Consider the following 12352-nt stretch of genomic DNA (forward strand, 5'->3'; position numbering starts at 1 on the left):
GTCGCCTGGGTCTGCATCGTTGCCAGCGTGTTGGGCGTTGCGCTGCTGATCGTCGACGCGCTACAGGAACGGCGGCGGCGCGAGACCGGTGCGGTGATTCACGATTCGTCCGCGCCGAACGCACCTGACGACGTGGCAGACGACTACCCGTTGGACGCCGTCGAGGAAGCCGACGGCGCTTCGGTGCACCTGGATTCCGCTCCCGCCGACGACGAGCACAGCGCTCACTAACCCGAGGGCGGGGTCGCCAGTAGTTGACGCACCTCGTCGTCGCTGACTTGACGGAAGTCTGCGAAAACCTGCCCGACGGCGTCGAAGTCCTCGGGCATCGTCGCGCACACCACGTCATCGGCCTCGTTGGCCAGTAGCCGGCACACCGACTGCGGTCCTACCGGGGCAGCCACCACGATTGCGTCCGGGCTGCCGCCGCGTAGGGCACGTACCGCGGCCAGGATGCTTGCGCCGGTGGCGATTCCGTCGTCGACCACGATCACGGTCTTGCCGTGCGGGTCCGCCGGCGGGCGTCCACCCCGGTACACGTGCTCGCGGCGACGCAGTTCGGTGGTCTCCGCGTCGACGACGCGGCGCACCTGCTCGTCGCTGATGCGCATGCTCGACACGACGTCGTCATTCATCACCACGCCGCCACCGCTGGCCAGGGCGCCCATTGCCAACTCGGGCCACTGCGGCACCCCGAGCTTGCGGACCAAAAAAACGTCAAGTTCGGCGCCCAGCGCAGCGGCAACCTCCCAGCCGACTGGCATGCCGCCCCGGGCCAACCCCAGCACCAGCAGGCCGCGTCGTCCGCGATACGACTCCAATTCCCGGGCGAGCACGCGACCGGCGTCGCGGCGGTCGCGGAAGGTGCGTGGGGGGTGACGTCGACCCATGTGTCGAGTTTGGACCTGGCGGGATCCACACCGCTCCGAAAGTGCAATGAGCGACGCGACTATTCGGCAGATGCGTCGCCAGTTGCACTTTCGACGAAGAAAGTTGGATGTCCGAAGGAGACTTGGCCGTTCTACCCGTCCAACCCCGCACTTTCGACGAGCGAGGCTGGGCGCCTTTCGGAATCAAGACAATCACCGCCCGGGACCAGCTGTCAGGTATGGCGGCCGTCCGAAGCGGCGCAACCGCAACGAGTTAGACACCACGCTGATCGAGGACAGCCCCATTGCCGCGCCCGCGATGACAGGGTTCAGCAAACCGAATGCGGCCAGTGGGACAGCGGCGGTGTTGTAGCCAAACGCCCAGCCCAGGTTCTGATGAATGGTGCGCAGGGTCTGCCGCGAGAGCTCGATCGCAAGTACGACACCGTCAAGCCGGCCAGACATCAGCGTGATGTCGGAGGCCTCGACGGCCACGTCGGTACCGGTGCCGATCGCAATGCCCAGATCGGCCTGCACCAGGGCGGGGGCGTCGTTGACACCGTCGCCCACCATCGCGACCACCAGGCCCTCATCTTGAAGCCGGCGAACCTCAGCGACCTTGTCCTGCGGCAACACCTCGGCCAACACGCGGTCGATGCCAACTTGCGTGGCGATCGCGGCGGCCGTGCGGGCGTTGTCGCCAGTGATCATGGCGACCTGCAGCCCCATGGCGTGTAGCTGACGGACCACGTCGGCGGCGTCGTCTTTGACCGTGTCGGCCACGGCGAGCACACCGATAACCTGGTCGTCGCGGCCGACGAACACGGCGGTGCGGCCCTGCTCTTCGAGTTCTGCGGCGGCCACAGCGAGGTGGTCGGGCAAACTCAGGCCGCGCTCGTCGACGAGCTTGCGCCGCCCGACCAGCACGGCTCGGCCATCGATGTCGGCCCGCACCCCGTGCCCGGCCAGGCTGGCGAACTCCGTGGCGGCGGGGATCTCCAGCCCGCGCTCGCGCGCAGCGGCCACAATGGCCGCACCAATGGGATGTTCGGAGCCCGACTCGACCGCAGCGGCGATCCGCAGCACCAGATTCGGCTGGCGGCGCTTGTCGGCAACCACGTCGGTGAGCCGCATCTGGGCACGGGTCAGGGTGCCCGTCTTGTCGAACACGACGATGTCGATCTTCTTCGAGGCCTCGAGCACCTCGCCGCCCTTGACCAGGATTCCCAGGTCGGCGCCGCGGCCGGTGCCAACCATGATCGCGGTGGGGGTGGCCAGACCCAAAGCGCACGGGCAGGCGATGATCAGCACCGCGACGGCGGCGGTCATGCCCGCGAGCGGGTTGGCGGCCAGCAGCGCCCAGCCGGCAAATGTCGCGACGGCGACGCCGACGACCGCCGGCACGAACACCGCCGAAATCCGATCTGCTAGCTGCTGTACCGGTGCCTTACCACCCTGGGCCTCCTCGACCAGACGCACAATGTGGGCCAGCGCGGTGTCGGCCCCGACAGCAGTGGCCCGCACGGTCAGCAGCCCATCGGCGTTGACGGTTGCTCCCGCCACGCGGTCACCCACCGATTTTTCGACCGGGACAGATTCCCCAGTGAGCATCGACTCGTCGACGGCGGCGCGGCCATCGATGACCTCACCATCGACCGGGATCTTCTCCCCGGGCCGAACCAGCACAAGGTCTCCGACCTGCACCCGCTCCACCGGCACGAGGATTTCTTGCCCGTCGACCAGCAGCCGGGCTTCCTTGGCGCCCATCTCCAGCAGCTTGCTGATCGCCTCTCGCGTCTTGCCATGTGCCGTGGCTTCGAAATAGCGGCCCAGCACCACGAAGGCGATGATCAGCGCAGCGGTGTCGAAGAACAGTGGCCCGCCGGCGAACAACTGATAGGTGGAGTAGGCAAACGCGGTCAGCGTTCCCAGCGTGATCAGCGTGTTCATGTTCGCCGAGCGCTCCCGTGCCTGCTGCACGGCCCCCACCAGGAATGGCCAGCCGGCAATGAATTGCACCGGTATCGTCGCGGCGAATGCCAACCATCCCGCCCACGAGGCAGCGCCGAAGAACATCGTCGCGCCAGACGCCAGCAGGCCCAACGGCCACGCGATCCACACCCGCCGCAACCAGAAGCGGATCCCGCTCTTGGCCTGCTCGCGCGGCGGCAGCTGCGTCACAGTAACCGGCTCGAGGTGATAGCCGATACCTTCCAGCGCAGCCTGCAGCCTGTGCATCTCCGGCGGACGGCCGAGCTCGTCACCGCGCAGACTCAGCAGGACGCGAGCGATCCCGCCGACGACTTTCCCCACGATGCCGCCGTTGCCGAGATCGGCCGAGTGTGCAGCACGCGTGGGCGCCAACGCCGCGGGGCTGCACACTCCGTCGGTGATCGCCGACAGAACGGCAGCGGTATCGCAGTGGGCGGGTGAGTACCAGATCACCACGGATGCCGTTTGCGGATAGGCGCGCACGGCGCGCACACCGCTCACCTTGCCGACCGTCTCCTCGATCGCGGCGCCCCGCGCCGTGTCGAAGGCGAACCCGGTGGCGCGCACCCGCATCCGCCCCGCCGCAGCTGAGACAACGGCCAGCGCGACGTCGGCACCAGCGGCGGCCTCAGCTGTGAGCACCATCAGCCTCAGGGGTCGTGGTCTGGGCCGTCTCCGTCGCTGCCGGTCCTGGAATTTCCTGGCCGATGCGTTCTACCGCCTCGGCGAGTATGTCGGCGGCCGTTAGCCGAGCCTTCTCGGCGGTCTGCTTGGTCTTGCGCTCGGTTACGCGCGCAGCACGCAAACCCAAAGCAGTCGCGCTAACCGTTGCCTTGCGCCACGGGGCCTTCGACACCGCCTCATAGGCCGCAGCCCCCACCACGCCGGTCACCACCGTGGGCGCCGCCTTGGTGACGAGTCCATAAATTCCGTGTAAGACCATCTCGAACGTTCCCTTCGGTTTTGTTGTGGGCCGACCGTGCCGCGGACAGGTACGGTCGTGATCGCTACGCCTGCCTCCGGGCCGCAGCCTTTGCGGCCACCGGCGTGCCCTGTCGATCCCTTGCCTCAGCCGATGGCCGGCCGCGGGAAACCTCGCGTCATCGCGGGCTCGTTTCCGTTGCCGGTTGGTCATCAAGCGATTCGCCGACCGCGGCACCGCTGAGCTGTGCCAGCGGACCGGTCAGCGCCGGCGTGAACTTGACCGCATCGGTGAGCTCCTCAATGGCCGCCTGACCGTGACCAGCGAGGACCGCCGTGGAAAAGCAGGTCTCCAAGTGGTTGTGCAACATCACCCGATTGGCCCGCTCCAGCGAGGACTGCACCGCTGAGATCTGCTTCATCACATCGACGCAGTACGCATCGGACTCCAGCATCCGAATGATCCCGTCGAGATGGCCCCGGACCGTCTTGAGCCGATTCAGCGCCGCACGCTTCTTAGCCGTCAATTCTTGCTCACCACAACACCGCATCGTCCCATCGTACCCTACCCCACCCGGGGAGGGAGTAGGCTGCGCCATAGTTCTATGCTGGGCGCCAATCAAAAGGAGCGCCGAATTGAGCAACAGACAAATACCGGTGCGGTCGTGGACCGATGTGTGGTTGCCGGCGGTTCTGCTGATCGCGGCGGGTCTGGGCTGGTGGTGGTCTGTGGCCAGCGCGGTCGCCATGCGCGGCGACGCGATGTCGATGTCGATGGGCGCCCAGTCCGCGGTGTCCTTGGCGTCGTTGACCGTTTACCTCTTCGGGTGGGTGGCCATGATGGCAGCGATGATGCTTCCGGCGGTCCTGCCCGTTGCTCGCCCCTATGCCCATAACGTCGCATCAGCGATCATGTTCGTCACCGGATATCTGGCCGTCTGGAGCGTGGTCGGCATCCCCGCCTTTTTTGCGTCGAATCCTCTCGACCCGATGCTGCACACCTCGCTCTGGGCCGGGCGCGTGGCCGGTGTGACGGCGGTGATCGCGGGTGTGTATCAGCTCACACCGCTAAAGGTCACGTGTCTGCGATGCTGCCGGCTGCCGACGTCCTCGTGCCACGAGCGCGGCGAGCCCAGCGTCAGCCCGGCCCGGGCATTACTGGCCGGAGGACGCCATGGCGTGTTTTGCCTCGGTTCGTGTTGGCTGCTGATGGTGGTGCTGATCGCCTTCGGGACAATGCAATTGGCGTGGATGTTGGCGATCACGATTGCGATCTGGCTGGAAAGAGTAGCCCCTTTCGGCGATCAGCTGAGGCGTGCGACGGCGGCGATGCTCCTGGTTCTCGGTGTTGTACTCCTGGTACATCCCGTGTTTGTTACCCATCTCCTTTAACGAGTGTCGGCCCGTTCCGCGGACGTCTCGTAGGCGTGGTGACGACGGTGACGCCGCCACCGGCAATAGCAAAAAACCGCAGCACAGCGGGCCGTCCCGAAGCCCTAAGCGCAGCGCAACTTCACCGACCCGGATTCGAAGACCATGCGCGCCGGCGATGGGGCGTTTCACCAGTGCGACAACGCCCAAGCCGTCGTTGAGGCCGATCGTCAGGTGATCCCATGATGACCTCGCGCGGGTAAACGGGTCGCGGCGACCGCTGGCTTCAGCCGTGTCGCCGGATGTGTCCGAGGGGATTCGAGGCCATTCGTCGCAAGCGTTAATTATGCAGCAAATTCTTAAAATGAGCTTTCAGGCGTATTGGCTGAATATAGCTAACAAATTGTGTCCCAGGGGACTTGGTCACCTGCGACACGGGTTGAGGTCTTTGAGGTGAGTCGTTGATCCTGTTAATTGTGGTTCGTGTGCTTCATGGGCGTAGGGCGGCGACGGGTATCACCTGGATTCCGTCCTTGCGGGTGTAGCCGTAGGTTGCCGTGGTGATGACGCCCAGAACGGCGGGCTCACCGGCTTTCTCCGTGTCTACGGTCGAGACGAACCGCAGCAGGGACGCGGCCGCGTCGTCGATGCGGCCGGTGCCGAGCTTCACTTCGAAAGCTCCCCACGTCCCATCGGGGATCTGAAGAATGACATCGACCTCTACGCCGTTGCTGTCCCGGTAGTGCGCAACGGTTCCGCGCAGGGGTGACGTCAGTACCCGCAGATCCCGCACTACGAGGGACTCGAACAGGAATCCACCGAAACCGAGATCGTCCAGCAGCCGTTTCGGGGTGCTGGCAAGTGCCGCGACGGCAAGTGAAGGATCGACGAAGTGACGTTTGGGTTCTTGTCGCAGCGTCGCCCTGGATCGCAGGTGCGTTGACCAGGCTGGCACGTCGTCGATAAGCATGAGCCGTTCGAGCGCGGCCAGGTAATCGTAGATAGTGGTTCGAGCGAGTGCTATTTCGTTGTCGCCCAACGTTTCGCGTGCCAGTGCAGAGATCTTCACCTCGGTTGCGGTGTTTCGCGCCAGTGACGCCAGTAATCGTCGCAGGCGTTCGGGGTCGCGCCGCGACCCAGAGATCGATGGGATATCGACTTCGCGCGCATGATCCAGGTAGTCAATGTTGCGCTGCAGCGCGCTATCGACGGTGCTGTCCAGGTTGGAGGGCCAGCCGCCGATTGCGATGCGATCGATGAGGTCTCGTACTCCCAGTCCGGGATCTGGACAGGATGTGTGCTTTCCGGCTAGGAGGCCGGCTACAGAGATGTCGCCGGTGGAATCGCCGACCTCGTACAGCGACATCGGGCGCATCGAGATCCTGGCGAACCGCCCGGCCCCACTATGTCGCGTCACGTCGTCTGCCGGAGTCGACGAGCCGGTGAGGATGAACTGTCCGGCTGATTGCCGGTCATCGATAGCGCGCCGCACATGATTCCACAGCGGGGTCCCGCCGATCTGCCATTCGTCGACAAGCCGTGGTGGTGCTCCGCCGAGGATCAGGGCCGGGTCGGCGTCGAGCGCGTGGCGGGCACTGGAGTCGACATCGAGCAGGACTTCGCTGGCCGCGAATTGGCGCGCGGTCCATGTTTTCCCGCACGCCTTTGGTCCTTCCAATACCACAGCGCCGGCGGAAGTCAGACGGTCGCGCAGGAGCTGATCAGCGACTCGCGATTGATACTCCACAGCTATAGACTACAGTTTGTGTCCATTTGTGACTACAGTTTATGGGCGCTGGCCACTACACTTTGGTGATTGCAGCTGTGGACCGCCGGCCGTCGACGGGATCGGTGTTCATGGACGAGTGATAACTCGGTCCGCGTAGTCATGTGGCGGAGGACAGCGATTACCATCGATGTCAGCAAACACATAAAGCCGGCTTTGCTAAGTTCAAGAAGAGTTCACTATCGGAATAGCTAACTTTTTGTGTCCGAGGGGGATTTGGCCATCTGCGACACGGGTCCTGACCTGGCGAATCGGCATTTGATCGTCGTCCGCGCTGGGGTTGACCCACTCGAACGTTGAGCGGTCGGGCTAGGGGTCGAGTTGGGCGGGGGCGACTCGGCAGCCGGCGGCTTGGGCTCCGGTGTGCAGGCGTCGGTCCCAAACGGCGACGATTAGGCCGGGCTCACCGACAGCCAACGCGCTGGCCAGATGAACAGCGTCGGCTCCGCGCAAGGCATGGGCTCGGGCGAGGTGGCCGGCGTGCTGTTCAACCGTCGCGGTGAGTTCGACTGGGAGGGTGGCGGCCCAGAAGTCCTCCCAGTCACGCTCGGCTTCGGCGAGTTCGGATTCGGTTAGGTCGTGATTGCGGACTGCTGCGGCGAGTGCGGCGCGGACTTCCGGGTAGGCCAGGCGGCTGGACAATGCGGCGTCGCAGCCGTCCCATAGCGCGGACGCCAGGGAGCTCCCTGTCTCGGTGGTGAGAAGTTTGACGAAGGCGCTGGCGTCGAAGTAGACGAGCGGCACCGGTCAGCGCCGCTGGTCGCTGACCTGGTCAGACACCGGTCGCCGCGGTCGGGGTCCGGACCGCCCCGCAGCGACGGGCCGCTGCGTGGTGGCCTTGCCAATCACGCCTTCTGCCGTGAGACGCTCCAAGGTGCCTGCGCTGTCCAGCGCAGCGAGTCGCGCGACCGGAATCCCGCGGTCGGTGATGACGACCTCACCACCAGCCCGAGCTCGATCGAGCCAATCGCTGAGGTGCGCGCGCAACTCGGTCACGGATACATCCACACCGTGAACTGTACACTCATTGAACCGCGACTTGTACATATCACTACTGAGTGCGGCAACGATACCAGCAAATGCAGAAAACTCGCTCTGATCTAGCGCATAGCGGGTTTTCCATATTTTTAGCTAACAAATTGTGTCCGAGGGGGGACTTGAACCCCCACGCCCATTAATAGGGCACTAGCACCTCAAGCTAGCGCGTCTGCCATTCCGCCACTCGGACCGACGCCAATGAATTGGCAGCTAAGGCTATCGGATGGGTCGGCCCGCGCCCAAACCTGCCCGGCGGGAAGCGTGCCGGCGCCAATGGTAGGAAAGGTGACTGTGACGTTGCCCGCCGAGAGTCCCATCGACGACGTCGTCGACGTGGTCAGCACGTTGATCCAATTCGACACCACCAACACCGGCGATCTGGAAACCACCAAAGGCGAGGCCGACTGCGCCCGCTGGGTGGCTGCGCAGCTGGAGGAGGTCGGCTACCAGGTCGACTACCTGGAATCGGGCGCTCCGGGTCGGGGCAATGTGTTCGCCCGCCTGAAAGGCGCAGACAGCTCACGCGGTGCGCTGCTGATCCACGGGCACCTCGACGTAGTACCCGCGGAGCCCGCGGAGTGGAGTGTGCACCCGTTCTCCGGCGCGGTCGAGGACGGCTACGTTTGGGGCCGCGGCGCAGTCGACATGAAGGACATGGTCGGGATGATGCTGGTCTTGGCGCGGCATTTCCGGCGCAACGGCATCGTCCCGCCGCGCGACCTGGTGTTCGCGTTCGTCGCCGACGAGGAGAACGGCGGCACCTACGGGTCGCAGTGGCTGGTCGACAATCGGCCCGACCTGTTCGAGGGCATCACCGAGGCGGTCGGCGAGGTCGGCGGGTTCTCGCTGACGGTGCCCCGACGCGGCGGTGGCGAGCGGCGGCTCTACCTGATCGAGACCGCGGAGAAGAGCATGCACTGGATGCGGCTGACCGCTCGCGGTCGACCGGGTCACGGCTCGATGGTCCATGACCACAATGCAGTCACCACGCTCGCCGAGGCGGTCGCGCGGCTGGGCCGTCACGTCTTTCCGGTGGTGGCGACCGACAGCGTCGTCCAATTTCTGGCCGCGGTCGGCGAAGAAACCGGATTGACCTTCGACACCGATTCGCCCGACCTGGACGGGGCCGTCGAAAAGCTCGGGCCGATCGCGCGGATCGTGAAGGCAACGCTGCGCGACACCGCCAATCCGACGATGCTCAAGGCCGGGTACAAGACGAACGTGGTGCCCGCCACCGCCGAAGCGATCGTGGATTGCCGGGTGCTGCCCGGCCGTCTCGCGGCATTCGAGGCCGAGGTCGACGAGTTGATCGGGCCCGACGTGACGCGCGAATGGGTGACCAGCCTCCCGTCGTATGAGACGACATTCGACGGTGACCTGGTCGATGCCATGAACGCGGCGCTGCTGGCCGTCGACCCAGACGCCCGGATCGTGCCGTACATGCTTTCCGGTGGAACCGACGCGAAAGCGTTCGAACGCTTGGGGATTCGCTGCTTCGGATTTGCGCCGTTGCGGTTGCCGCCCGACCTGGATTTCGCGGCCTTGTTCCACGGCATCGACGAACGGGTACCCGTTGAGGCGTTGAAGTTCGGCACCGAGGTGCTCGCACACTTTCTGATGCACTGCTAGCCGATAACTCGAGAGGGGACTCCAATTATGACCGCATCACCCGATCCGTACGCCACACTGCCGAAGTTGCCGACCTTTGCGCTGGAGTCGGCGTCGTTCGCCGACGGGCAGGCGCTGGCGAAGCCGCAAGTCAGCGGCATCATGGGCGCTGGCGGCGAGGATGTCAGCCCGCAGCTGTCCTGGTCCGGATTTCCCTCCGGCACAAAAAGTTTCGCGGTGACCGTCTTTGATCCGGATGCACCGACGGCGTCGGGCTTCTGGCACTGGGCGGTGGCCAACCTGCCCGCATCGGTCCACGAACTGCCCGCCGGCGCCGGCGCGGGCAGCGACCTGCCCGGGGGCGCTTTGACGCTCGTCAACGACGCCGGCCAGCGTCGCTACATCGGAGCCGCGCCGCCGGCGGGTCACGGCCCGCACCGGTACTACGTCGCGGTGCATGCGGTCGGCGTCGACAAGCTCGACCTGCCCGAGGATGCCAGTCCAGCGTATCTTGGTTTCAACCTCTTTCAGCATGCGCTTGCGCGCGCGGTGATCCACGCGACTTACGAGCAGAAGTAACCGGATTAGCGGGCTGCGGACCCCACGGCGTCGCTCAGCGATCCAAATCCGCCTTCCCGCAGCCGGAAAGCCAGGCCGTCGTGAATGTGCTTGGCCCACAGGCCTCCGCCGTAGATGAAGCCGGTATAGCCTTGCAGCAGTGACGCTCCCGCGGTGATCCGGTCCCAGGCGTCGTCGACGGTTTCGATGCCGCCGACGCTGATCAGCGTCTGCCGGTCACCGACCCGGCCGTAGAGCCGCCGGAGCACCTCGCCGGCGCGGGCGCGCAGCGGCGGCCCGGAGATGCCGCCGCTGCCGAGTTGCTCGACGCCCGGCGTATGCAGGCCCTCGCGCGACACCGTGGTGTTGGTCGCGACAATCCCGGCCAGGCCGAGTTCGATTGCCAGGTCCGCGATGTCGTCGATGTCGGTGTCGGCCAGGTCGGGGGCGATCTTCACCAGCACCGGTGTCGATGTCTCGGCTAGCACGGCAGACAAGATCGCGCGCAGCGATTCGACGGTCTGCAAGTCGCGCAGTCCCGGGGTGTTCGGTGAGCTCACATTGACCACCAGATACGCGGCGTGCGGTCCGACCAGTCGCGCGCTGGCGCGGTAGTCTTGCGCGGCATCCTGGGCTGCGGTGGTCTTGGTTTTGCCGATGTTGACACCGATCGGCACGTCGGACCGGTGGCTGGTCAACCTGGTGGCCAGTGCGGCAGCGCCGTGGTTGTTGAAGCCCATCCTGTTGAGCAACGCGCGGTCGTCGGGCAGCCGAAACAGCCTGGGCTGCGGGTTGCCCGGCTGCGCGCGGGCGGTGACGGTGCCGACTTCGGCGTAGCCGAAACCCAGTGCGCCCCAGGCGTTGAGCCCTGCACCGTCTTTGTCGAAGCCGGCGGCAAGGCCCAGCGGGCCGGGAAAGCGGACGCCGAACAGCGTGCTGGCCAGCAGCGGGTCGGTCGGCGCCAGCCGGCGGCTCAGTTGACGCCGGACCGGGGTGGCGGCGGTGGCGCCGCGCAGTCCGGCGAACACGATGCGGTGGACGCGTTCTGCGGGAACGAGGAACAGTAAGCGGCGCAGCGCTGCGTAGGCCGGCGCAGTCTCGGGGGGCACTGTCACGGGTCCGGTTGGCCGGTCACGGTCTCCGTACGGGACTTCTTGCGGCGCAACAAAACTCGTCTACTCCCGTCGGTATAGAGCCGAACCCGGGTCAGTTCCCAGCCGCGGTATTCCGCTTCGATGGACAGCCGGGTCGACGCGCTTACCCGGGTGATCTCCGGGGGCAGGCGCAACGGGGCCCACTCGTATTCGTCGGACAGGTCGGTAGTCCACTCCACCGGCATCCTGGCCTGCCGCGCCGCCGTCAATGCGCGCCCGTCGCCGCATGCTCGATCACCTGGACGCCATCACCGGCGCCCGAGACCACAAATAGCGTGCCCGCGGCATCGTCGAAGGCCAGCGCGTTGGGTTGCCGCACGGAGGGGTACCGTACCTTTTCCAGTGGGATTCCGGTTGTCAGATCGTAACCAACGACAGTATTCGCCGCGGTCTGCGACACCCAGGCCAACCCGCGCGATCCGACGACGCCGTAGGGTGAGTCCGCGATCGGGTACGCCTGACGCAGGATCAGCGGGTCGACCCCGAACACCAGCAGCTCGCCGCCCCGGGTGTCGGTGACCAGCAGCCGGCCCGCCGGATCGGCCACCATCGTGGTGGCGCCCTGACCGGCACGCAGCGACTGCCCGATGCGCCCGTCGGCTCCTACCGTGACGATCGACGTCTGACCCCGATCCAGGACGGCGACAGTATTGCCCTGAACGGCGAGTGAATCAACGTGTGCATGCACCTGCATCCGATTGGTCTCGGCCGCTCCAGGCACATGGGAGTACAGCGCGCCGTCAGCGGTGCCCAGCACCACGGTGCCGTCGGCGCGCCGGGTGATGGCGGTGAAGTCCACGTGCTCGGCGCCGCCGAGGCTGACCCGCGTGGCATCTCCGGCGGCCAGGTCTACCAGGAAATATCCGCCGCGGGTGGACAGATAGCCGGTACCGGCGTTGTCGCCGGTCAGTCCGGTCGCCGGGCCGGGTAGCGAGATCACCCGCGGCGAGCTTTGCTGAATGCCCAGCAAAGACAGTATCGACGGCGCGGCGGCGGTGGGCCCCGGGGCGACGGTCACCAGCTGACCGGTCCGGCCGTCGAACACCGCGCTCTGC

11 protein-coding genes, 1 tRNA gene and 3 pseudogenes are annotated in these 12352 nt (G+C 66.0%); 4 read left to right on the forward strand and 11 right to left on the reverse strand.

Annotation, left to right across the window (positions count from 1 at the left end):
- A pseudogene (locus AC2VOU_RS11220) lies at window positions 1-231 on the forward strand (hypothetical protein); the annotation flags it as partial.
- Here the strand turns inward: AC2VOU_RS11220 and AC2VOU_RS11225 are convergent.
- The 4 genes and pseudogenes from AC2VOU_RS11225 to csoR form a co-directional block, all read right to left on the reverse strand.
- Window positions 228-884: pseudogene (locus AC2VOU_RS11225) on the reverse strand (phosphoribosyltransferase); the annotation flags it as partial. The pseudogenes AC2VOU_RS11220 and AC2VOU_RS11225 overlap by 4 nt on opposite strands.
- Window positions 885-1082: 198 nt before the next feature.
- Window positions 1083-3434 (reverse strand): copper-translocating P-type ATPase, encoded by a 2352-nt coding sequence (locus AC2VOU_RS11230; RefSeq protein ID WP_486957455.1) that lies wholly within the window; start codon window positions 3432-3434, stop codon window positions 1083-1085.
- Between the two features lie 55 nt (window positions 3435-3489).
- Complete coding sequence (locus AC2VOU_RS11235; RefSeq protein ID WP_486957447.1) at window positions 3490-3804, reverse strand: DUF1490 family protein; 315 nt, start codon at window positions 3802-3804, stop codon at window positions 3490-3492.
- 157 nt (window positions 3805-3961) lie between these two features.
- The gene (gene csoR, locus AC2VOU_RS11240) at window positions 3962-4333 is read right to left on the reverse strand and encodes a copper-sensing transcriptional repressor CsoR (protein WP_486957448.1); all 372 of its coding nucleotides are present in this window, start codon (window positions 4331-4333) and stop codon (window positions 3962-3964) included.
- A gap of 85 nt (window positions 4334-4418) precedes the next feature.
- On the opposite strand from csoR, the gene AC2VOU_RS11245 reads away from it, so the two are divergent.
- Complete coding sequence (locus AC2VOU_RS11245) at window positions 4419-5174, forward strand: DUF2182 domain-containing protein (protein WP_486957449.1); 756 nt, start codon at window positions 4419-4421, stop codon at window positions 5172-5174.
- A 469-nt stretch (window positions 5175-5643) separates the two neighbouring features.
- Here the strand turns inward: AC2VOU_RS11245 and AC2VOU_RS11250 are convergent, their stop codons facing one another.
- From AC2VOU_RS11250 to AC2VOU_RS11265, 4 genes and pseudogenes are all read right to left on the reverse strand, one after another.
- On the reverse strand, window positions 5644-6900 hold the full coding sequence (locus tag AC2VOU_RS11250; RefSeq protein ID WP_486957450.1) for an ATP-binding protein: 1257 nt from the start codon (window positions 6898-6900) through the stop codon (window positions 5644-5646).
- A gap of 348 nt (window positions 6901-7248) precedes the next feature.
- The gene (locus AC2VOU_RS11255) at window positions 7249-7683 is read right to left on the reverse strand and encodes a type II toxin-antitoxin system VapC family toxin (protein WP_486957451.1); all 435 of its coding nucleotides are present in this window, start codon (window positions 7681-7683) and stop codon (window positions 7249-7251) included.
- Between the two features lie 3 nt (window positions 7684-7686).
- Window positions 7687-8008: pseudogene (locus AC2VOU_RS11260) on the reverse strand (type II toxin-antitoxin system Phd/YefM family antitoxin); the annotation flags it as partial.
- Window positions 8009-8081: 73 nt separating this feature from the next.
- Window positions 8082-8167 (reverse strand) — tRNA-Leu (locus AC2VOU_RS11265).
- An 83-nt stretch (window positions 8168-8250) separates the two neighbouring features.
- Between AC2VOU_RS11265 and AC2VOU_RS11270 the strand changes: the two genes are divergently transcribed.
- Both AC2VOU_RS11270 and AC2VOU_RS11275 read left to right on the forward strand, forming a co-directional pair.
- Complete coding sequence (locus AC2VOU_RS11270) at window positions 8251-9606, forward strand: M20/M25/M40 family metallo-hydrolase (protein ID WP_486957456.1); 1356 nt, start codon at window positions 8251-8253, stop codon at window positions 9604-9606.
- 27 nt (window positions 9607-9633) lie between these two features.
- Entirely contained in the window at window positions 9634-10164 is a 531-nt protein-coding gene (locus AC2VOU_RS11275) for a YbhB/YbcL family Raf kinase inhibitor-like protein (RefSeq protein ID WP_486957452.1), read from the forward strand.
- 5 nt (window positions 10165-10169) lie between these two features.
- Here AC2VOU_RS11275 and AC2VOU_RS11280 read toward each other — a convergent pair whose 3' ends face one another.
- The 3 genes from AC2VOU_RS11280 to AC2VOU_RS11290 form a co-directional block, all read right to left on the reverse strand.
- Window positions 10170-11252 (reverse strand): quinone-dependent dihydroorotate dehydrogenase, encoded by a 1083-nt coding sequence (locus tag AC2VOU_RS11280; protein WP_486957457.1) that lies wholly within the window; start codon window positions 11250-11252, stop codon window positions 10170-10172.
- A gap of 2 nt (window positions 11253-11254) precedes the next feature.
- Window positions 11255-11506: a DUF5703 family protein gene (locus AC2VOU_RS11285; protein ID WP_486957453.1), complete on the reverse strand. Its 252-nt coding sequence runs from the start codon at window positions 11504-11506 to the stop codon at window positions 11255-11257.
- Window positions 11503-12352, reverse strand: an 850-nt coding sequence (locus AC2VOU_RS11290) for a YncE family protein (RefSeq protein ID WP_486957454.1), incomplete at its 5' end; no start/stop codon positions are given. The genes AC2VOU_RS11285 and AC2VOU_RS11290, both read right to left, overlap by 4 nt.

It is taken from the genome of Mycobacterium sp. TH-M25 (genome assembly GCF_057473665.1).